Origin of the sequence: Bacillus sp. 1NLA3E (assembly GCF_000242895.2) — a bacterium.
Classification (GTDB): domain Bacteria; phylum Bacillota; class Bacilli; order Bacillales; family Cytobacillaceae; genus Bacillus_BU.
In genome coordinates this window covers 2,308,920-2,331,006 of record NC_021171.1, presented here as the reverse complement: position 1 = coordinate 2,331,006, position 22,087 = coordinate 2,308,920, and the positions used below count along the sequence as shown (strand labels likewise).

The window sequence follows — 22,087 nt, the reverse complement described above, 5'->3', positions numbered from 1 at the left end:
AACCATGCTCACAAAGATATTGCCTCTACCTAATAAATAAGACCCATCCACAGGACAGGTCTGTTTGTAAAATTATTGGTTCCGTTGTGCCCGCGCTTCATCTTTTACTTCTGCCCTCATTGCATCAATGCTTGCCCGTCGTCTTTCATTTTTAGCTTCAACTTGCGCTTTAGCTTCAGGACTCGCAAATTCTAGCGTTTCTTCGGCCTCATCCATATTTTCAATCGTATTAACGATCATTTCTTGGAGCTTTTCAACATTATCACTGCGATCATCTGGTTTTGGTCTTTGGTTTGCCATTTTTCATCCTCCTCTTAATTAACTCGTTACGACTATAGTTTGTAACGAAACGAGAAAATTATTAGCCAAACTTGGAGAAAATCGAAAAGCGTAAGCGTCTTGCCCAGGGGCGACAGGCATAAGACGAGACGACGAGAAGGTTGTTTTTTAACCTTCTTACGGATTGGCTAATGACCCCGAGCCCCTAGACGCTGGAGCTACCTAAATTTCAAAAATTTATACTTTCTTACTTGTAAACAAAATAAAACCCACCAAGAGGCGGGCTATAATTCAAACATATATTTACTCCCCTTTTGTTTGGATGACTTGGGGATGTTGTCCAGAGCGATCCTGCATTTGCTTCCCTTTATTACCACCAAATCCTCGGGGTTGCGTACCTAAGTGTTCTGGAACAAATTGCTGACTTCTTTTCTTTTGATTACCCATTTATATCCCTCCTCAATGTTAGATTACCCATTTTTGAGGGAAACAAGGAACAAATTGCTGACTTCTTTTCTTTTGATTACCCATTTATATCCCTCCTCAATGTTAGATTACCCATTTTTGAGGGAAACAAATATGTTAAAAAATCCAAGTTTATTCAGCTTTTTCTAATCGTTTTTCTTCAATACGTGCTTCGATTTTTTCCATTGCAGCGTGATCACTTAATAATTGACGTTTATTTTCTGAAACAAGCTCTGCAAAGGAACGTTTCCGTGGTTTTCTCATCATATTCACCTTCCTTATTGTTATTCTAACAGTTATTCTTTCCGAAATCGGTTACAATTATTACAACTTTTTGAAAATTTATTTAAATTTTTTAATAGTAATAATCATAAAAACCTAATATTTAGTTTTTTGTGTTAAGAATTAGGCTCTGTTAAAGCTCAACGTTGATTTTTTGCACAATGTTGATTGGAGTGGAAGGCGCGAAGACTCCTGCGGGAGCAGCGGGACAGTTGAGACCCTGCAGGCGCTAAAGAGCCGAGGAGGCTCAACTCCCGCCCCGCGGAAAGCGAAGCGCCCGGAACGGAAATCAACAATCTAGTTTAACAGAGCCAAGAATTAAAAAAACTGTCCCATCATTCTTTTGGGACAGTTTTTGATGTGTTATTTAGTATATTTTTCGATATCTTCTAATTTCATTGATCCTATAAATTTATGTGTAATGATGCCCTTTTCATCGACAAAATAGGTGGTCGGAATCGAAACAATTTGGTAATTTTTATTAATTTCATCCTTTTCATCTAAAAGGATTGGAAAGGTTATCCCATGTTCTTTGGCAAATCCGGCAACATCATTTTTGGGGTCCATGTTTATCGCTAGGATTTCAACTTTATCTTTTGAAGCTTGATAAAATTTCTCCATTTCCGGCATTTCTGCCTTACATGGAGGGCACCAAGTTGCCCAAAAGTTCACCATAACTTTTTTTCCTTTTAAGTCAGATAATTTTACCGATTCACCTGCTAAATTTTTTAATTCAAAATCAGGAGCCTTCATTCCTTCTTCAAGCCCAGATTTTTGGCTCGTAGTCGTTTTTTGATCACTTTTATCCATTGCATGCACCATGGCGACTGCAAACAAGGCCACTAATGCTACTGCAGCAATTACTTTTTTTACCATGCTGCACCTCCTTTAATTCTTTCTTAATTTCTATCATCAAAAGTATTTTAACCTAATTAATGTAGAAAAATAAAGTTTTAACTAAGTTAAATATGTTACAAATCAGCAAACAGCAACAATATTGTCGTAAGCCATATTGATTCATCATATACTTGCCTATTTATCATAAATAAAAACACAGGAAATAGACATTTCTGAAATAAACAAAAAAACGAAAAGACACCTGATCAAAATGATCAGGTGTCGCTAAAGGGATTAAATTATCCTTTAATCTTTTCGCGTAAAACCATTTGTAAAATACCACCATGACGATAGTAGTCAATTTCAACTTCAGAATCAAAACGAACAAGAACTTCAAATTCTTTCTTGTTTCCAGCTTCGTCAGTAGCTGTAACTTTTACAAAATCACGAGGTTTAACCGTTTCATCAACTAGTACGTCGATTGCTTCTTTACCTGTTAAGCCAAGTGTTTCAGCACTTTCGCCTTGTTTGAATTGAAGCGGAAGAACACCCATTAACACTAGGTTTGAACGGTGAATACGCTCAAAGCTTTCAGCAATAACTGTTTTGATACCTAATAGGTTTGTTCCTTTAGCTGCCCAGTCACGAGAAGATCCCATTCCATAGTCCTTACCAGCTAAAATAGCAAGACCTGTACCATCTTGTTTATATTGCATACAAGCATCAAAGATAGAAGTTACTTCACCAGTAGGCCAGTAAGTTGTTACTCCACCTTCTGTTCCTGGAGCAATTTGGTTACGAATACGGATATTAGCAAATGTCCCTCTCATCATGACTTCATGGTTACCACGGCGTGAACCGTAAGAGTTGAAGTCGCGAGGAGCAACACCTTTTTCTGTTAGGTATTTACCAGCTGGAGTATTTTTACCAATTGATCCGGCTGGAGAAATGTGGTCAGTTGTAACTGAGTCACCAAACTTACCAACAACTCGTAAACCCGTTAAAGGTTTAACTTCTTCTGGATCTGGTTTTAATCCTTCAAAGAAAGGTGGGTTTGCAATATAAGTTGACTCCTCATCCCAAGTGTATAAAGGCTCGTTACTTGTTTGGATTTGGTTCCAACGTGCATTGTCAGCAAACACATTGTCATATTCTTTACGGAATAATTCAGGTGTTACGTTTTGTTTTACTATCTCATTAATTTCTGCAGTAGTTGGCCAAATATCTTTAAAGAATACATCGTTACCATCTTTATCTTTACCGATTACATCTTTTTGAAGATCTACATTCACGTTACCAGCTAAAGCGTACGCCACTACTAATGGTGGAGATGCTAGGTAATTGCCTTTTACAAGTGCATGAATACGTCCTTCAAAGTTACGGTTACCAGAAAGAACAGATGTAACAAGTAAATCACTGTCTGCAACTGCTTTTTCGATTTCTTCTTTTAATGGACCAGAGTTACCGATACAAGTTGTACAACCGTAACCAACTGTATTAAACCCTAATTTTTCAAGGTATGGAAGTAAACCGGAATCACGAAGGTATCCTGTTACAACCTTAGATCCAGGAGCTAAAGAAGTTTTTACAAATTTAGGAACTTGCAACCCAAGTTCAACTGCTTTTTTCGCAACTAAACCAGCGCCAACAAGAACATATGGGTTAGATGTGTTTGTACAGCTTGTAATTGCAGCAATCGCAATTGCACCTGTTTTCATAACTGTTTCATCACCATTGTCAAACTTAACAGTAATCTCACGGTCAAGTTCAGCAGCAGTCAAACCAAACCCTTGGTTACCTTGCGGTGAACTTACAGCATTTACAAAGGTTTCTTTCATTTCAGAAAGCGGAATTAAATCTTGTGGACGCTTAGGACCAGAAAGATTTGGTTCAATGATTGAAAGATCAATTTCAACTACTTTTGTATAAACTGGCTCATCAGTTGGATTTAAGAATAAGCCGTTTGCTTTGCAATATTGTTCTACAACTTTAATTGATTCCTCATTACGTCCTGTTAAACGTAAATATTCTAAAGATTCGCCGTCAATTGGGAAGAAACCACAAGTTGCACCGTATTCTGGTGCCATGTTAGCAACTGTTGCACGGTCTGCTAATGGTAAAGATGAAACGCCAGGTCCGAAGAACTCAACGAATTTATTTACAACACCAGCACCACGAAGTACTTGTGTTACTTTTAATGCAAGGTCAGTTGCAGTTGCACCGTTTGGAAGTTCTCCAACAAGTTTAACTCCAATAACTTCCGGCACTGGGAAGTATGAAGGTTGTCCAAGCATTCCAGCTTCTGCTTCAATACCACCAACACCCCAACCAAGAACACCGATACCGTTGATCATCGTTGTATGTGAGTCAGTACCAACTAATGTATCAGGAAATGCTTCAAAGCCGCCATCTTCTGTTTGAGCAACATGAACAACATCAGCAAGATACTCAAGGTTTACTTGATGAACGATTCCAGTTGCAGGTGGAACGGCACGATAGTTGTTAAATGATTTTTGAGCCCAGCTAAGGAATTGGTAACGCTCTGCATTACGTTCAAATTCTAATTCCATGTTTTCTTCTAAAGCACTTTCTGAACCATAAAAGTCAACTTGTACTGAGTGGTCAATAACAAGATCAACTGTTTTTTCAGGATTGATTTTGTCTGGGTCTCCACCCATATCAGCCATTGCTTTACGAAGTGAAGCAAGGTCAACTACTGCTGGTACTCCTGTAAAATCTTGAAGGATAACGCGGGAAGGTTTGAATGGAACATCTACTTCCTTCACTTCGCTTGTACCCCATTTTGCAAGGTTTTCTACGTGTTCTTTAGTGATAACCCGTCCGTCATATTGACGAAGTACAGATTCAAGTAATACTTTAATAGAATATGGTAATCGAGAAATTTTCCCAAGACCCGCATCTTCTAAAGCACCTAAACGATAAAAATTATACTTCTTTCCGTTCAAATCAAACGATGCACGTGCTTGAAAAACATCATTTTTTGCTAATACTTCATTTTTAGACATATGTATTCCCCCTATTCGTACTCATCATATCCTAAAACAAGGTAAATTGTCGAAAAGTTTGAATTTTCGCCCATCCTCACTTTTCTTGCAATTCTAATTTTAATACAACAGAGGTTATAAGTAAATAACAAGAAAGTTATTGCTTTTGATAAGTATATCTTATTATAAAAATGATTTTTATCATGAAAAGATTACAATCCTTGCTGTGAAAATATTTTATATTTTTCTTTACAGACTTTCTTTTCAAATGAAAATATTTCAATAAAATATCTAGCGTCTAGAATGGTTACATATATCTAGGAGCAGAATAAAACGGGAGGTGAATATTTTGCCAAAACGAAAATCGAACCATGTCATTCCAGGCGCGAATGCTGCAAAATCGCAAGGAATTGGTACAGGATATAATGAGGAATTTTCCAATGAACCCTTAACAGAAACCCAAAAACAAAATAATAAAAAACGAAAGAAAAATCAATAAAAACGAAAGCGGCCCCTTGATGAAGGCCGCTTTTTCTTTATTTGCTATTGTTCATTCTGGCAGATTGACGTCATGAATGATTGTTTCCAGGTCATTTCTAAACCGTTCCAGTTGGGACCGTTGGTGTTCTGAGGCCACCTCTAGAGCATTTTCAATTTGTTGGTAAGCTATATTAACTTCATCTTTTAAATGTTTTAATTGATGGCCATAGCTTGCGCTATCTCGGACAATTTCACTATATAATTCAGTTGCATCTTCAATACCCTGTTGTGCTGCTTGAAACGCTTGTTGTTTGTTCTTATGATAAGGCATATTTTTTCACTCCTAATACAATGGTACCGTTAAATTGTGCAGTTTAATAAATATTATTCAGTATAATAATTTTATAAAAATGCAACCTAACATTAGGAGGGATGTTATATGAACAAAAACGATGGTAAGGACATGCGTAGAAATGCACCTAAAGGTGGAAATAGTGGACAACCAGAACCTCTAAGTGGATCACATAAAGTAAAGAATCGAAACCATACGAGACAAAAACATAATTCCCATCACGATATGTAATTTTTTTATGGGAAAACATTCTCTATACCACCATTTGTGAAATACAAAATAAAGGTTGCTGAAAATTCATTCAGCAACCTCCAATTGCTTTTATACACCCCGTAAGGCTTCAATAATTAACTCTTCCTCTGATTTCGTAACCGTTCGCAAATCCAATTGAATTTCTTCATTTTGAATTCGGACTATGATTGGTGGGCCATTTTCAACCCTTAGCTTTCTTGCAAGATGCTCAGCAGATAAAACGGAATGGCTTAAACCAACCACAAAGGTTGGTAGGAAGACATCTGGCATCGTTCCCCCACCTACTTGACTGGTCCCCTCCGAAATCCTTACCTTGTAATCCTCAGGAACCTGTAAAGCAAACTGTTTTGCTCGTTCTTTCATTTCTTCAGCCGTATAAAGGAGATCCCGAATGGTTGGGATGTTTTTTAATTCTGTTCCACCCTTTAGGTAATCAATTAACGTCCCTTCCAAAGCAGCCAATGTCATTTTATCTACACGAAGGACACGGGCAAGCTGATGCTTTTTTAATTTATCAATTAAGGATTTTTTTCCTGCAATCACTCCTGCTTGAGGACCTCCAAGTAACTTGTCCCCACTGAAGGAAACTAGATCGGCTCCCATTCTAAGAACCTCACCGACAACTGGTTCTTCACCTATGTCATGCTTTTGAAAATCATAAAGAACGCCGCTACCAAGGTCTTCGTAGAAAATAACCTGTTCATGTACTTTAGCCAAATCCACTAATTCTTGCGTGTCGACAGATTTTGTAAATCCGATTGTCTTAAAATTACTGGTGTGAACCTTTAGGATCATAGCTGTATCGGAATTTATGGCGTTTTCATAATCGTATAAATGGGTTTTATTTGTGGTTCCAACTTCTACTAGCGACGCACCGCTTTCTTCCATAATAGATGAAATTCGAAAAGAGCCTCCAATTTCAACAAGCTGACCGCGGGAAACAATCACTTCTTTTTCAAATGCAAGAGCACGTAATACTAGGTAGACTGCGGCTGCATTATTGTTAACCACCATGGCAGCTTCCGCTCCTGTTATTTCCTTTACCAATGATTCAACATGACTATGGCGCGAGCCTCTTGCTCCTTCTTCAAGTTTGTATTCTAAGTTGGAGTAGTTTTGTGCCGTCTCCAGAACATGCGCTGTTGCACGGTCACTGAGTCGTGCCCGACCAAGGTTTGTATGTAAAATGGTCCCAGTAGCGTTGATGACCCGCTTTAATGTATAACCTATATTTTTTTTAACTGATTGATCAACAAGAGTAAAAAATTCATCAAGAAAGCGATTGTCTCCTGGTTCAAATCCTTTCCATGTCCCAGCAATGATTTCTTCTCTGATTGTTTCAAGAATTTGTTTTAAAACATTCGTTAAATAAATTGTTTCAAGCCCGTTCTCGACAATTATTTTGGAAAATCTAGCTTCCTTTTGAAGCTCATGAACGGGAGGCAATGATCGTAGTAAATGTTTCAAAAATACCCCTCCAAATTAGGTGAAACTTCTCCAATTATTATATCATTATTTTTCATGTGGATAGCTGGGTTCTTTCCTACCTACTTCATAAAAAAATAGTAAGAGACTGACACAGTTAATGAGTCAGCCTCTTACTTAAACTATCCTTCCATTTTCTCTATTATGGCTTCCGAACTTGGAAACAATCCCGTTTCTTTTTTTGAATATATTTTTTCGCCATTGATTGTGACCTCAAAAACGCCACCAGACGACGGAATAAGCTCCAATTTTTCAATATTAGATCGGAAATGAGTAAATAAATCTTCCGCGAGACTCGCAGCTTTTGGTGCATAATTTCACATCATGCAAAACTCAACGACTAAATGGTACTTTTTCATCGCACTAAATTCCTCCTTAAACAATGTTTGATGCTGCTCCACGACTTTTCTCTTTTGATAGGGTATTGATATTGTATTATAAGCAAATACTTTTCAACAAATCTTCTGTTTGTATTGGATGCGAGATTTCTTAATTAAAGGTATAATAACTATGGAGGTGGTAAACGGTGAACGAACAAGAAAAAGTACGCCTAACATCATTATCATCAAAAGCTGGCTGAGGCTGTAAAATTGGTCCTGAGGACTTAGCGCAAGTATTGCGCCTATTACCAAAACAAGAGCCCATTCCAGAATTGCTTGTTGGGCACGAAACATCAGATGATGCCGGAGTTTTTCAATTAACTGACTCCATCGCATTAATCCAAACGCTAGACTATTTTACCCCGATTGTAGATGATCCATATAAATTTGGGCAAATTGCTGCCGCAAATGCTTTGAGCGATGTCTATGCTATGGGTGGTGAACCTAAGACCGTTCTGAACATAGTTGGATACCCTGTAAAAAAATTGGGACCGGAAATTCTTTCGGACATATTACGTGGTGCTGCTGATAAAGTAAAAGAAGCAGGTGCCTACACGGTTGGTGGTCATTCAATTGATGATCAGGAACCAAAATTTGGCTTATCCGTAACGGGCATTGTCCATCCAGATAAAATATGGAAAAACGTTGGCGCAAAGCCAGGTAATGTGCTTGTCATCACAAAACCGATTGGTGTGGGAATCCTCACTACCGGAATAAAACGAAACGCAGTTACACCAGAACAGGAAGAACTGGTTACAGAAACGATGGCATCTCTTAATAAAACAGCCGCTGAAGTGCTCACTGCTTTTCATCCATATGCTGTTACAGACGTTACAGGTTTCGGCCTACTTGGGCATGGAAGTGAAATGGCACGGGGAAGTAATGTCAGCTTTGAAATCTCACTAGCTAAAATTCCAGTTCTTCCAGGCACGTTTGAATTGGCCAAGGCCGGAGTGGTTCCTGGCGGATCTAAATCAAATCATAAATGGCTTGAAAACGACGTTGATTATGACTCGATTTTACCTGAAGAAGAAATCATCCTATGCGACGCGATTACATCTGGGGGATTGTTGGTTGCTTTGGATGAAACCGAAGCAAATCAATATATAGATGCACTCCATCAGCGAGGTCACGCTATCGCTGAAATTATTGGAAGAGTAACCGAGCAAAAAGATAAATTAATTTATGTAACACGGGATTAAGCAAGGTGATCCTTCCACACAAATAAGTGGCCCGTCCTTAAAGGACGAGCCATTTATTTTTTTTATAATGTTTCGTTTTTTACTTTCTTTAGCTTGTCTAATTCTAGTTGGACTTCATCTTGAAGGGCTTTGTCCAAATAGAATGATTCCTGTGGTCGTTTCATTTCATAAAATGATTGCGTTGCACTTGCCTTAGCCTCAAGGTTCAGAATTTGGTCTTCCATTCGTGCAAATCCCTTAACAGCATTTTCTGGTGAGAATGAAACCAATGTTTGATTCACTTGGTTTGTTGCCTGTGCGGCATTCGCTCTGGAAATGAGAGCTAATTTTTTTTGCTGTAACTCTTCATATGTTTCTTTTAATTTTTTTATTTGGCCATATAAAATAGTGGTTTGCTTTTTCGTCGAATCATACGCCATTTGAACATTGCTTAATTTTTTCTCTTGGGATATTTTATCTTGTAATGCCAGCTTTGCGATTTCATCTTCATGCTGATCAACCGCTAATTGTGCCTGCCGAGTCCGCTTGATGATGACTTCCTCTACTTCTCCGATGATGTATTCATATTTCTTTTCTATAAAAAGTTGGTTGGATAGTGATTTTTCAGCCTTCTTAATTTCAACTTCTAAATCTCTTAGATATTGCTTTAGCATACTAATTGGGTCTTCCAATTTATCGATAGTAGAGTTGATATCTGCAAGGGCAATCCCTTTTAACCGTTTAAAAATACCCATCTTAATTATCCTCCTCTTTAATGGTTCGTTCCCACTCATCCAGAAAATCAAAATTTTTACTAGGTGCTACAGCAAATTCTTGATCAATTCCTCCAGTAAATGTATTTGGAGTCTCACTTTTTTTTCTTGATTTATACCAGTAATACCCACCTGCAATCAGTGCAATAAGAACAAGCCAGTTTGGTAAAAGGGCCCAAACCCCTATAAATAGTAGTGCTGCACCAAATGACTTCTGCAGTTTATTTTTATTTCCAAGTTTCCATAAAACCCAACCAAAACCAATCAGGCCTAGATCAATTAGCATCGGGAAAAACCAGTTTTCATGGCCTCCATTTCCATTTGCAAATCTTTCATGACCACCCATCATCATGTTTTGAGAAGGACCATTAAATTGCTCAAATCCACCGTTATGTAAACCTTGTGCGCTAAAGTATTTTCCTTGTTGTGATACTTGTGCAACAGAAGAGCAATTAAAGTGAAAAACAGCCATTTTTGCAAATTGGAACAGGATGACCGCTGTAACAGCAATACCTAAGAACCAAAAAATCCTTTTTCTCATTGATTTCACCTCCTTTCTATTTAGACCTCATTTATTTTGAAAGCGTAACAGTGATTTTTTGTAATTTTCCATTTCTGTAAATTTCTAAATTCACTTTGTCGCCAATTTTTACATTGGTATAAAGATTTTTTCTAAGATCACTAGAGTTTTCAATTTTTGACCCATTAAATGAAATGATGACATCCTGAACCTTAAGTCCAGCTTTACTCGCAGCAGAATTATCATCTAGGTTAGTAACCATCGTACCTTTTGTGACGTTTTGTGGTAGATCTTGCAAATATTGAGCTGGAATTTGCTCCAAGTCCTCGAGACTAACTCCTAAATAGGGCCGGTCTATTTTCCCTTTTTGTATCAACTCATTCACGATTGGAATCACATCGTTACTTGGAATGGCAAATCCCAATCCTTCAACGCCGCTTTCGGAAATTTTTAAACTGTTGATTCCAATTAACAGTCCCTGAGTGTTAATAAGCGCTCCTCCACTATTACCAGGGTTGATTGCTGCATCGGTTTGAATAACGTTTAATTCCCATTCACCACTAGAGGTTGTAACAGGCATTGAACGCTCAGTGCTGCTGATAATTCCTTGTGTGACTGTCCCAGAAAAATCAAGACCAAGCGGATTACCGATCGCCACTACTTGATCACCAGATCGAAGAGTGGATGAATCTCCAAACTCAAGTACAGAACTTGCATACTTGGCATCAATTTGGAGGACAGCAAGATCTGTAAGCGCATCTGCCCCGACAATTTTTGCAGTTGTCTTTTCTCCTCCAGACAAGGTAATTTCTACTTGACTAGCGTTTTCAATGACATGATTGTTTGTTACGATATAGGCGGAATTCCCATCCTTTTTAAAAATTACGCCTGATCCAGTTCCGCTTTCTACTGTTTGCGATTGGTTTGAAAATCCACGGTTGGATTGTTGCATGTTGACCACGCCTACAATCGATTTTGAAGCTTGTTCTACCATATCGGCAATGTCTGATGGCTGATACGTTGTTTCCTTTGCCTCAACAGTACTTGTTTTGTTGTTGCTAGTGGTCTGTTTTGTCGTTTCTGATTGGGTTACCGTTTGTTTGGATTGATTCCCTAAATGTAATTGATCTAGGATGGTATCTGAATAGGGACCCACCACTGCCAAAGTTAAAAGAGAACCAATGATTCCACCTGTTACAGTCGAAAAAAATTGTTTCCCAATTGAATGTTTTTGTACTGCTATTTGTGGTTCTGGACGTTGATTATCTTCCATCGTTTTCCCCTCCATTTCGTGCTCCCAAATGACAAATTTCTTTGGAAACCAACACTTTCTTTCATCTGCCCTCATCATATCCAGAAAATATGACCAATCTATTAACAAACATGTAAAAGATAATGAATAGTTATGTAAATAATCATTACTTTTTAATTATTTGCTGCTGCCATTTTTATAGTAGAAAAAATAAAAACTGGCACCCGAAATGGGTACCAGTTTTAGGTCCTATTCATTTGTCTGTTTGGCTGGAATTCGAATGATAAATTTTGTCCCCTTGCCATGTTCACTAGTAACCGTAATCTCACCTTGATGAAGTTGGACTAATTGTTTAACAATCGATAACCCTAAACCGAATTCTCCATAAGGATTATTTGTTCGAGATAAATCAGCTTTATAAAAACGGCGCCAAATCGATTCGATTTCATCAGCGGGAATTCCAACACCTGTGTCCTCAATTTCAATAATGGTTTCTTTATTGCCTACTTTGCCTCGCAACCAAATCGTTCCATCAGATGTAAATTGAATGCTATTTTTAGAAATATTGATAAGAATTTGAATAATGCGGTCATAATCAGCATATAAGGTTACGTCTGGATCTACTTCAATAATCATTTGGTCATTTTTATCTTCGGCTTGAATGAATAGTGTTTCCTTAATAATTTCTAGGAGGTCTGTGACCAGGATATCCTCTTTTAACAGCTTAATTTGATTGGATCTGATCTTTTCATAATCCAAATTCTCATTAACAAGCCTAATCATCCGCTTCGATTCTTTACTGACCAAATTGATCCCTTTTTCCTTATCTTCTTCAGAAATCATTTTGCTTCTCATCCCTTCGATTACCCCGCTAATCGTGGTCAAAGGGGTCCGCATTTCATGAGAAACATCGGCCATAAATTGTCTTCGTCTATTTTCCAAACTATCTATCTCTTCCATTGAATTTTTTAATTTCTTAACCATGTCATTAAAATCATTCCCTAACTCGCCAATTTCATCAAAGGTTGACGATGGCAATTGCACATCATAATTCCCTGCTGAAACCATTGAGGTTGCGTCACGAATTCTTTGGATTCTGCGAACATGAAATTTTGAAAGAACCCAGCTTAATAAGAGAGTTACCGATAAAGCAATCAACACTGTAAAAAGTAAATATCTATTAATTTCACTAATCATTTCACGTGAACCACTAATCGGGGAAAATAATAAAATCCCCCCGAGTAGTCTACCGTTTTCAAAATATGGTACGGCAACAAGAGAAACATCCTGATCAAAGCGTTTAATATCTTGCTTTACAACTACGGTTTCCCCTTCGGTAATCTTCTTCCATTCATTTTGTGATAATTGTATCCTTGGAATATTACCAATAACAGGATAAACAACGTTGCTGTGTTCATCAAAGATAATAAAATTTATATTTCTAGCCTTAAGGACTGAACTATATTGACCGAGGATATTCTCTCGTCCAACCTGGATTTTTTCAAATTGATCCAAAATGTTCTCACCATAGTTTGTAAGCTCTTGTGCTTTATTTTGATATACAAATTTTTCAAGGTAATTTGTAAATACGACACTCGAAATTAAGAAGGCGACTAGCAAAATGCTAATATGACTAATAAAAAGCTGGTAAATAAACTTAAGCCTCATCTTCTACCACCGATTCATCAAATTTATAGCCTACTCCCCAAACCGTTTGTAAAAATGGCTGATTGGGCGTCCCAATCTTGTTTCGCAACCGCTTAATATGAACATCTACAGTCCGTTCATCTCCATAATATTGATAGCCCCAAACCCGTTCTAATAATTGCTCTCTTGAAAAAACCTGACGGGGATGTTCGATAAAATAATAAAGTAAATCAAATTCCTTTGGAGTGAGGTTGGTAATGGGCTTACCCTTCAATAATACTTCACGAGTATCTTTACTTATTTTAAACAATTGTGTTTCGATAAAATGAGTTCTATTTGCCTCTTCTTCTTTCCCAGCAATAGTTGAACGTCTTGAAACAGCTTTAATCCTAGCCATTAAAGCTAATGGGCTGAAAGGCTTTGTAACATAGTCATCCGCACCCATTTCAAGCCCTAGAACTTGATCAGACTCTGTATCTTTAGCTGTTAGCATAATAATCGGGATCGTTTTATTTTCCTCACGTATTTTTCTGCAAATTGTCACGCCATCCATATTAGGTAGCATCCAGTCGATAATTAATAAATCCCATTCACCACTTTGAAACCGTTGATATCCTTCTAGTCCGTCATTAACAAACTCCCCATTAATGCCTTCCTTTAAAAAGAACATCTCAACCATTGAACAAACACTTTCATTATCCTCTATCATCAGAATGTTCATAAAAACACCTTCCTATCTTCAATACGTACATATCCTGAATAAATAACTTTCTTTATTGATAAAGTCTAGCCAATTTATTTGACCAAAACAACCTTGTTAATAGGTTTCTTTAGTCAAAGGTAAAACGAAATCCTTCAATGTTCAACCGTTTTTTCAATTTATACCAAATAATTAATCGCGCTGAAATAGTTTGTTAATAATTTGTTCATAGTGGCACATTTTTGAATGAGATTATCCGCCTCTTTAATATGAAAAGACGATGGGCAAATTTAAGCTCATCGTCTTTATTTACTTGGTTACCCAAGGTTAATATTTTTTTATTTTGGCATCCTTTTTCTCTTCTGCTAACCATGTGGTATATTCAGTTTGGATTTTTTCACTCATGATGGCTTCTTTAACTTCTGCTTTGTGGTCTTCATATTTAGCATCTGTGGAAGCTTTCTTGTCAACCACTTTAATAATATGGTAACCATAATCTGTTTTAATTGGTTCGCTAATTTCATTCACGCCTAAAGAGAAAGCGGCCGTTTCAAATTCCGGAACCATATCCCCTTTTTTGAAGAACCCGAGGTCTCCCCCATTATCCTTGGTACCTGTATCGGTAGAGTACTCTTTTGCTAACTTGGCAAAATCTTCTCCCTTGGCCAGCTTGTCCTTTACTTCATTAGCTGTTTTTTCATCTGCTACTAAAATATGACTAGCTTTTACTTGCTCATCTTGGGCAAAGGTTGCTTTGTTTTCATCGAAATAAGTTTTCATTTCCGCATCGGTAATTTTGATGCGAGGTTCTAATATTTTTCTGGTCAGGACGTATGTTTTGAGATCTTTATTCACTCTTTCCGTGGACAACCCGCTTGATTTCATAGCTGACTTAAAAGCAGTTTCTCCACCATAGGAGTCTTGTAGTGTTTTTAGCTCTTTCTTAAGTTCACTTTCACTCACAGTGATTTTCTTTTTCTTGGCCTCTTGTAAAACTAATTTTTCAGATATGAGGGAATCTAGCACTTGTGCCCCATACTGATCATTTAGCAAGCTATTAAGCTCGGTTTTGCTGATAGCTTCACCATTTACTTTGGCGGCGGTATCATCCTTTTTGAAATAGCTAAAGCCAACGAGAATGGCGGCGGTGACGATCAATATTGCGGTTATTAGAATGATACCTTTACGATTTTTAAATATTTCTAACATGGTTCATCTCCTTAATGTTTTCTATCCTCCCTTATCTTAGCGATTAAATATGAATATTTTATTACCAAACCATGAAAGGGTTATGAAAAGTGGAACAATACTTTGAAGCCTGAAGAAATGATGATTCAAAAAAATAATTAATAGCCTACATCTTTATACCTTTGTCCACATTAATTAAATAAATTTATAAAATATGGAATATATTTTGTACATTTTGTTACAGAGAGGTTTTTTTCTAATTATTGTGATAAATTGAAAGTGTAATTTTAGAAAATTCACTAATCAAAGGTGGGTACGAAGTATGAAACGTAAGCGCTTTAATTCCCGCAAATGGTCGTTGATGGTGTCTTTGGTTGTTTTGTTGGCAATTAGTATTGGGTGGGCTGGGGATGTAGGCGCAGCAGAGGAATCAAAAAACAGTCAAGCTACGGTTACAATACAAGCAGGAGGAACAGCCGAAAATGGTGGTCTCTATTTTTCAAAAATTCCTAACGCGGTTGACTTTGGTACCATTAATCTCAATGGAATTGGGTCTACTCAATATGGAAATCTTACTCAACTATCTGTCACTGATGCAAGAGGAACTGGTACTGGATGGATTGTCCAAGTAAGTGCTAATCAATTAACAAATACTAACAACGAGACTTTTCCATATGGTTCTCTAAAAATCAATGCTCCAGACTCTTTTACACCCGGTTATGCCCCAGCTTCTAATAGTCCAGTTGCTTCTATAAGTAAAGATACGAGTATTGATAATGTAGGTGGTGTACCAGTCCCAATTTTTAGGGCAGATAATAATGCAGGACTTGGATTATGGAATATAGATTGGCCTTCTCAATCCATCAGGCTCGATGTTCCAGGAAATGTAAAAATCGGAACCTATACATCAACAATTACGTGGGTGCTAGTAGCAACTCCATAATATTAAAAATAATAGTGCCAGTTTTTATATTTTTTTAGGGGAAAAAGATATGAACAATAATTTTTTAAAATTGGCAATTTCACTCACTCTACTTTTCATTTTAGCTTATCCGAAAAGTGTGGAAGGAATTATGCTAAAATCGGTTCCAGGAAATGTATCCTTTCCTACAGTTAGTTTAAACGGTACACCACAAGAAACTTCTGGTGGGACTGGCAGCATTAAATTATATAATATTGATCTTTTAATCCCTGAAGATTGGAGGATGACTGTACAAGCAACGCAATTTGTGCAATCTGGAGGAATTGGTTTAACCCTACCCCTTCACTCTTTATCATTAAAGAAACCTAAACCATATGAATACATTGGGATTTTAGATATTTCTTTAGGATTATTAGGTGTGCAATATAATGGACTAATAGTCGGTAACGGCGATTCATGGATCATTGATAATGAGGAACCTGTGGTTATACTTCAACGTGCGTCAACAGGAATATTAATTGAGGTTGCCGGAATAGAATTCAAATTTCCAATTGACGCTTTTACTCTTAATCTGAACCCAGGAACAAAAATGATAAGTGAAGGAAGTCATTCTTCAACCTTTACTTCCACAATTACGTGGACCCTATACAATGATATTGCATTATAGTATTTGAGAGATAACTGTAGGTGACGATATGCATCCACTAATTAAAAATTTACCTTTATTAATATTCGTTTTATTTTTTTATTCATCTCCCTCATTTTATGTAAGGGCACAAGATAATATTCCTTTTACGGTTTCACCTGTAGCCCCAGAAATACAAAAACAAGGTGCTTCGGGCTACTTTGATTTCGATGTGGTAGCGAAACAGAAGCAAACGATTTATGTACAGATAAAAAACAATAAGAATGAACCATTAGCATTTATAGTCACACCCTTAAATGCTATTACATCGCAATATGGACAAATTCTTTATGATGTTAATACTAAAAAATCAAATTTTATTAATTTAAAGGTACCATTAAAAAAATATATGACACCTGAAAGTGAAATTGTTGTCCCGCCAAATGCTTCTAGGCAAGTTCCTTTAGAGATAAACCTCCCAGATGTAAATGAAGGGTTGGTACTTGGAGGAATTCATGTTATTGCAGAAGATGCAACATTTGATGAAAAAGAGATTAATAAAGGAACTTCAACCTTGCAAATTAAAAACCAAATTGCCTATGTTTTAGGAATAAAAATGCAGTTTCCTGAAATGGTCCCCCCAAAGTTTTCTTTTGGTAAGATTAAAATAGATATGGTGGACGGGATGCCAAAATTATTAATTGAAATGAAGAATTCTGCCCCGGCTGTGATTAAAGATTTAAGTGGGAAATACGTTGTTACGGCCGAAGATGGCAAGAAAGTTTTAAAAGGCTCGTTCTCGTCCTTAAAAATGGCTCCTAACACTAGGGTTAAATATCCTGTTGATTGGGTTAGCGGTAAGCTAAAACCTGGTACTTATAAAGCTAAATTAACTGCTACTTTTGGGGACAAGAAAGTAATCGCAACAAAAAATTTCGCCATAAAAGAAACGAAGACGATTAAAGAATACAATCAACTCACAAAAGAAGTCGTTAATGAGCCAGCGATTCCATGGTGGAATTACCTGTTAACTACATTAGTTGCTGGATGCATTTTCTTTATTATTGGCAGAAAATCAAAGAAAGAAAAGGAAAAAGAAAATTAAGAAGTTAATGTGGGAAGAATAAATAAACCACAATAACTAGGACCCAAATTTATCCCTTATAACTTGACAAAGAGGCTGACTCATCCAAAATTGGAGTCAGTCTCTTTATTTATTTAGAGATGTAGCAATGAAATGTTTCATTAGCTTTTTTTTTATATCCCAGCTTTTCCAGCATGTCTCCCGTCATACTTACCAAATCGTAGGTTGTTTTAAATCCCCATTCTTCCCTTGCAAGCGAGGAATCAATTGAATTTGGCCAGCTATCAGCAATACGTTGAAGAACCGGATCAACTTGATAGGACAGTTCGAACCTAGGTAAATGGTGGCGGATCTCAGCGGCAATTCCTTCTGGATCAAAGCTCATCGCGGTCACGTTATATGAATTTCGATGCTTTAGTTTTGATGGATCTGCTTCCATTAAATTGATAATCGCATTTAATGCATCTGGCATATACATCATGTCCATATAGGTTCCCTTATTGATATAGGAAGTATATTTGCCATTTTTTATTGCTTCATAATAAATTTCCACTGCATAATCTGTTGTTCCTCCCCCTGGGGGTGTAGCATAGGAAACCAAACCTGGAAAGCGTAAACCCCTTGTGTCCACCCCAAACCGGAGATGATAATAATCAGCTAGTAGCTCTCCAGCCACCTTACTTACCCCATACATCGTGGTTGGTCGCATAATCGTTTCTTGCGGAGTGTTTTGCTTAGGAGTCGTGGGTCCAAATGCCCCAATCGAACTAGGTGTAAAAAATTGACAATGGCATTCTTTTGCGGTCTCGAGGCAATTTAAAACGCCGCCCATATTTAAATTCCAGGCAAATAAAGGGTTGGCTTCGGCTTTGGCCGATAACAGTGCTGCCATATGAATAATCGTGTCCACATGATGTTTAGTGGCGATTTGCGCCATTAATTTTCCATCTGTTACATCAAGAATTTCAAACGGCCCAGCTTGAGTCATCTCGTTGTCTATTTTCCTAATATCTGTTGCAATCACATTGTCTGTTCCATAAATGCCACGGAGTTTACCTGTTAATTCAGATCCAATTTGACCTAATGCACCGGTTATTAAAATTTTCTTCATGGTGGTTCCTCCAAATTTCTCCTCAAAACATGTTTCCATGTTTTGTCTTCCTGATTTGATGGATCAGTCTTAAATAAGCCCCAATTCTTTCCCCACTTTTTCATAAATGGAAATCGCTTGATCGAGCATCTCTTTTGTATGAGCAGCGGTTGGCATATTTCGAACTCGGCCTGTTCCTTTTGCGACCGTTGGAAAAACAATCGCTTTGGCATAGACACCCTCTGCGATTAATCGTTTACTAAACTGCTGGGTTTTGACCTCATCGCCAAGTATGCATGGCGTAATCGGTGTTTCACTATTCCCTATGTTAAAACCAAGGTTTTTCAAACCCTTCTTCAAATAGTTCCCGTTCTCCCACAGACGTTCGTTTAGCTCAGAGCTTTCAGTAAGGATTTCGATTGCCTTTATGGATGCCGCAACATCACCTGGTGTTAAGGACGTGGAAAATAGAAATGGACGACTACGGACTTTTAACCAATCGATTAAAGCTTGTTTGCCAGCTACATAACCCCCTACCACCCCGATTGCTTTGGAGAGTGTGCCAATTTGGAAATCAATCTTATCGGATAATCCAAAATGTTTTACTGTCCCAGCACCTTTGCCTAACACACCTGAACCATGAGCATCATCCACATAGGTTATGAGATCATATTCCTCAGCAATTTTTACGATTTCAGGGAGCTTAGCGACATCTCCATCCATTGAGAAAACACCATCAGTAATCACCATTAGTTTATTATATTGACCTGATTCAGATGCTTCTTGGGCCTTTACGCGTAAATCCTCCATGTCTGAATGTTTGAAAGGAATAATTCTTGCTCTCGATATACGGCAGCCATCGATGATCGATGCATGGTTTAACTCATCGGAAAGAATAGCATCGTGTTGATCCATCACAGCCGAAATCGCTGCCATGTTACAATTGAAGCCAGATTGGTAGGCAATTGCCGCTTCAGTATGTTTGAATGCCGCCAGCTTATCCTCAAGTTCCACATGCAGTTTCAGCGTTCCGTTTATTGTTCTAACTGCTCCTGATCCAACCCCAAATTGACGAATAGCAGCAATTGCTGCATACTTTAGCCGTTGATCGGTTGCAAGACCTAAGTAGTTGTTAGATGACAGGTTGATTAAGTTTCTGCCTTGTATCGTAATGATTGGACCATTTGGACTCTCTATTGGGTCAATCACATTATAAAGACCCCTGTTTTTAAGATCCTGTAAATTCTCAGCTAAAAAATGATGTAAGCCTTTACTTGACATATTCCATCCTCCTGCTTTAGATTTAAGCATTACCTTCCAGGAAAACATTTGTCTACTTGTGACGTACAATTTATATAACGATAAACCGTTATATAATAAGGGCTCTTCAATTATAATTTTATCATATTCTATTCAAGTGTTCATATATAGAGGACAAAAAAATAATAATATTCAGTTGATTCACTTTAACGCTGTAAAGCAGAAATTGGTGCCTGACCCCCGGTGCTTTAAAGTGATAAAACCTTAGGTAATTATAGGATTGTTTGTAAACTGCTAGTTTTCGTTGAGGGAATTTAGTATGATGAAAAATGACGATTTAAAATGAATATGTAAATGTATCAAAATATATATGAATGATGAAAAGCGAGGAATACAATTAACATGAGTTTATTATCAGTTGAAAAGTTAAGTCATACATTTGGCGATCGCACCCTGTTTAAGGATGTTTCATTCCGTCTATTAGACGCAGATCATGTTGGATTAGTAGGAGCAAATGGAGTCGGGAAGTCCACTTTAATGAACATTATTACTAATCAATTAATTCATGATGACGGTCGGGTTGAGTGGACTCCGAGTGTAAAATACGGATACCTGGATCAGCATACTGTTCTAACACCAGGAAAAACCATGCGTGATATTTTAAGAGATGCTTTCCTTCCTCTATTTGAACAAGAGGCACTATTAAACGAAGTAACCTCTAAAATGGCCACTGCCACTCCTGAAGAGTTGGGAGTTTTACTCGATGAAATGGGTAAAATTCAAGATCGACTTGATGCAGGCGGATTTTATAATCTTGATATGAAAATTGAAGAGGCAGCACGTGGTTTAGGTCTTGATGCGATTGGCTTGGACCGTGATGTTTCTGCACTTAGTGGTGGACAAAGGACTAAAGTGTTACTGGCGAAGCTTTTATTAGAGCAACCTCAAGTCCTTTTATTAGATGAACCAACAAACTACCTGGATGTCGAGCATATTCGGTGGCTGACCAACTATCTAAAAGAATACCCATATGCCTTTATCTTAATATCACATGATACTGAATTTATGAACCCTGTATCCAATGTCATCTTCCACTTAGAATTTTCAAAGTTAACAAGATATACGGCAAGCTACGAGAAATTCCTGGAATTAGCAGAAATTAATAAAAATCAGCACATCAATGCCTATGAAAAACAAAAGGAATTCATCAAAAAACAAGAAGATTTCATAGCAAAAAACAAAGCGCGTTATTCCACAACCGGTCGTGCTAAAAGTAGACAAAAGCAGCTTGATCGGATCGAACGAATTGACCGTCCTGAAACAGCCGTGAAACCAACGTTTAGTTTTAAAGAGTCACGAAGCAGTAGCCGTTATGTGTTCGAAGGAAAAGATATTGAAATCGGCTATGACCACCCGCTTCTACCGAAAATGTCGATGACGATTGAGCGTGGCGACAAGATTGCAATAATTGGCTGCAACGGGGTTGGAAAATCGACTTTATTAAAAACAATGCTTGGAAAAATTGAACCTTTAAACGGTAAAATTGAACGTGGTGATTTCCTCTTCCCTTCTTACTTTGAACAGGAAGTAAAAGCACAAGGAATTACGCCGATTGATGATCTTTGGAATGCCTTCCCTATCATGGATCAAAACCAGGTCCGTTCGGCACTTGCACGATGCGGATTAAAGAACGAGCATATTTCTAGACCATTGAATCAGCTTAGTGGTGGCGAGCAAGCCAAGGTGCGAATTTGTAAGCTACAAATGAATGAGAGTAACTGGCTTTTATTTGATGAGCCGACAAATCACTTGGATATTGCCGCAAAAGCTGAATTACAGCGTGCTATGCAGGAATATAAAGGTACGATTGTCTTGGTATGCCACGAACCTGACTTTTACGAAGGTTGGGTAACAAAGGTATGGAACGTTGAGGAATGGGCTCAAGAAGCCGTAAAATAAAATGCGATTTGAAAACTCACAAGAAACACAATTAAATAAGGAGGGAATCTCATTAACTGGGATTCGCTC

The 22,087-nt window shown here is 37.6% G+C and carries 23 protein-coding genes; 7 read left to right on the top strand and 16 right to left on the bottom strand.

From position 1 onward, the window contains the following. Positions 1-72: 72 nt before the first annotated feature. From tlp to acnA, 5 genes are all read right to left on the bottom strand, one after another. A complete protein-coding gene (gene tlp, locus B1NLA3E_RS11140) occupies positions 73-300 on the bottom strand; it encodes a small acid-soluble spore protein Tlp (protein ID WP_015593943.1) in 228 nt (75 codons plus the stop codon). 282 nt (positions 301-582) lie between these two features. Continuing rightward, positions 583-726, bottom strand: a complete 144-nt coding sequence (locus tag B1NLA3E_RS11135; RefSeq protein WP_015593942.1) for an acid-soluble spore protein N — start codon at positions 724-726, stop codon at positions 583-585. Between the two features lie 150 nt (positions 727-876). Next, positions 877-1,008: an FbpB family small basic protein gene (locus tag B1NLA3E_RS11130; protein ID WP_015593941.1), complete on the bottom strand. Its 132-nt coding sequence runs from the start codon at positions 1,006-1,008 to the stop codon at positions 877-879. A gap of 381 nt (positions 1,009-1,389) precedes the next feature. Continuing rightward, positions 1,390-1,902 carry a TlpA disulfide reductase family protein gene (locus tag B1NLA3E_RS11125; protein ID WP_015593940.1) on the bottom strand — a complete coding sequence of 171 codons (513 nt, stop codon included), beginning with the start codon at positions 1,900-1,902 and terminating at the stop codon, positions 1,390-1,392. Between the two features lie 260 nt (positions 1,903-2,162). After that, positions 2,163-4,889 carry an aconitate hydratase AcnA gene (gene acnA / locus B1NLA3E_RS11120; protein WP_015593939.1) on the bottom strand — a complete coding sequence of 909 codons (2,727 nt, stop codon included), beginning with the start codon at positions 4,887-4,889 and terminating at the stop codon, positions 2,163-2,165. Positions 4,890-5,217: 328 nt separating this feature from the next. On the opposite strand from acnA, the gene sspO reads away from it, so the two are divergent. Next, on the top strand, positions 5,218-5,367 hold the full coding sequence (sspO, locus tag B1NLA3E_RS11115; protein ID WP_015593938.1) for a small acid-soluble spore protein O: 150 nt from the start codon (positions 5,218-5,220) through the stop codon (positions 5,365-5,367). Between the two features lie 51 nt (positions 5,368-5,418). On the opposite strand, the gene B1NLA3E_RS11110 is transcribed toward sspO, so the two are convergent. Then, positions 5,419-5,679, bottom strand: a complete 261-nt coding sequence (locus B1NLA3E_RS11110) for a hypothetical protein (protein WP_015593937.1) — start codon at positions 5,677-5,679, stop codon at positions 5,419-5,421. Between the two features lie 108 nt (positions 5,680-5,787). On the opposite strand from B1NLA3E_RS11110, the gene B1NLA3E_RS23930 reads away from it, so the two are divergent. Then, a complete protein-coding gene (locus B1NLA3E_RS23930; RefSeq protein WP_015593936.1) occupies positions 5,788-5,931 on the top strand; it encodes a small acid-soluble spore protein P in 144 nt (47 codons plus the stop codon). Between the two features lie 90 nt (positions 5,932-6,021). Here B1NLA3E_RS23930 and selA read toward each other — a convergent pair whose 3' ends face one another. After that, entirely contained in the window at positions 6,022-7,419 is a 1,398-nt protein-coding gene (gene selA, locus B1NLA3E_RS11105; protein WP_015593935.1) for an L-seryl-tRNA(Sec) selenium transferase, read from the bottom strand. A gap of 140 nt (positions 7,420-7,559) precedes the next feature. After that, a complete protein-coding gene (locus B1NLA3E_RS25825; protein ID WP_144061464.1) occupies positions 7,560-7,796 on the bottom strand; it encodes an Rdx family protein in 237 nt (78 codons plus the stop codon). A 167-nt stretch (positions 7,797-7,963) separates the two neighbouring features. Here B1NLA3E_RS25825 and selD point away from each other — a divergent pair, with 167 nt between their 5' ends. Continuing rightward, positions 7,964-9,019, top strand: coding sequence for a selenide, water dikinase SelD (selD, locus tag B1NLA3E_RS11100; RefSeq protein ID WP_083935085.1), 1,056 nt, complete (start codon positions 7,964-7,966; stop codon positions 9,017-9,019). Between the two features lie 62 nt (positions 9,020-9,081). Here the strand turns inward: selD and B1NLA3E_RS11095 are convergent, their stop codons facing one another. The 6 genes from B1NLA3E_RS11095 to B1NLA3E_RS11070 form a co-directional block, all read right to left on the bottom strand. Beyond that, entirely contained in the window at positions 9,082-9,753 is a 672-nt protein-coding gene (locus tag B1NLA3E_RS11095; protein WP_015593933.1) for a PspA/IM30 family protein, read from the bottom strand. Position 9,754: 1 nt separating this feature from the next. Next, on the bottom strand, positions 9,755-10,312 hold the full coding sequence (locus B1NLA3E_RS11090) for a hypothetical protein (protein WP_015593932.1): 558 nt from the start codon (positions 10,310-10,312) through the stop codon (positions 9,755-9,757). Between the two features lie 31 nt (positions 10,313-10,343). Continuing rightward, positions 10,344-11,564 carry a S1C family serine protease gene (locus B1NLA3E_RS11085; protein WP_051120145.1) on the bottom strand — a complete coding sequence of 407 codons (1,221 nt, stop codon included), beginning with the start codon at positions 11,562-11,564 and terminating at the stop codon, positions 10,344-10,346. Between the two features lie 228 nt (positions 11,565-11,792). Next, positions 11,793-13,211 carry a sensor histidine kinase gene (locus B1NLA3E_RS11080; protein ID WP_015593930.1) on the bottom strand — a complete coding sequence of 473 codons (1,419 nt, stop codon included), beginning with the start codon at positions 13,209-13,211 and terminating at the stop codon, positions 11,793-11,795. Then, positions 13,201-13,911 carry a response regulator transcription factor gene (locus B1NLA3E_RS11075; RefSeq protein ID WP_015593929.1) on the bottom strand — a complete coding sequence of 237 codons (711 nt, stop codon included), beginning with the start codon at positions 13,909-13,911 and terminating at the stop codon, positions 13,201-13,203. The genes B1NLA3E_RS11080 and B1NLA3E_RS11075 overlap by 11 nt, the downstream gene beginning before the upstream one ends. A gap of 306 nt (positions 13,912-14,217) precedes the next feature. Continuing rightward, positions 14,218-15,099, bottom strand: a complete 882-nt coding sequence (locus tag B1NLA3E_RS11070) for a peptidylprolyl isomerase (RefSeq protein WP_015593928.1) — start codon at positions 15,097-15,099, stop codon at positions 14,218-14,220. A 301-nt stretch (positions 15,100-15,400) separates the two neighbouring features. Between B1NLA3E_RS11070 and B1NLA3E_RS11065 the strand changes: the two genes are divergently transcribed. From B1NLA3E_RS11065 to B1NLA3E_RS11055, 3 genes are read left to right on the top strand one after another with little or no spacing between them, the layout of a single operon-like run. Beyond that, positions 15,401-16,021: a WxL domain-containing protein gene (locus B1NLA3E_RS11065; RefSeq protein WP_015593927.1), complete on the top strand. Its 621-nt coding sequence runs from the start codon at positions 15,401-15,403 to the stop codon at positions 16,019-16,021. 49 nt (positions 16,022-16,070) lie between these two features. Next, complete coding sequence (locus B1NLA3E_RS11060) at positions 16,071-16,667, top strand: hypothetical protein (protein WP_015593926.1); 597 nt, start codon at positions 16,071-16,073, stop codon at positions 16,665-16,667. Positions 16,668-16,695: 28 nt separating this feature from the next. Continuing rightward, positions 16,696-17,730: a DUF916 and DUF3324 domain-containing protein gene (locus B1NLA3E_RS11055; RefSeq protein WP_015593925.1), complete on the top strand. Its 1,035-nt coding sequence runs from the start codon at positions 16,696-16,698 to the stop codon at positions 17,728-17,730. Between the two features lie 109 nt (positions 17,731-17,839). Here the strand turns inward: B1NLA3E_RS11055 and B1NLA3E_RS11050 are convergent, their stop codons facing one another. Together B1NLA3E_RS11050 and B1NLA3E_RS11045 are read right to left on the bottom strand one after the other, a co-directional pair. Next, positions 17,840-18,820, bottom strand: coding sequence for an L-threonine 3-dehydrogenase (locus B1NLA3E_RS11050; protein WP_041581040.1), 981 nt, complete (start codon positions 18,818-18,820; stop codon positions 17,840-17,842). A gap of 69 nt (positions 18,821-18,889) precedes the next feature. Continuing rightward, complete coding sequence (locus B1NLA3E_RS11045) at positions 18,890-20,080, bottom strand: glycine C-acetyltransferase (RefSeq protein WP_015593923.1); 1,191 nt, start codon at positions 20,078-20,080, stop codon at positions 18,890-18,892. A gap of 381 nt (positions 20,081-20,461) precedes the next feature. Here B1NLA3E_RS11045 and B1NLA3E_RS11040 point away from each other — a divergent pair, with 381 nt between their 5' ends. Further along, positions 20,462-22,018, top strand: coding sequence for an ABC-F family ATP-binding cassette domain-containing protein (locus tag B1NLA3E_RS11040; RefSeq protein WP_015593922.1), 1,557 nt, complete (start codon positions 20,462-20,464; stop codon positions 22,016-22,018). Positions 22,019-22,087: the final 69 nt, after the last annotated feature.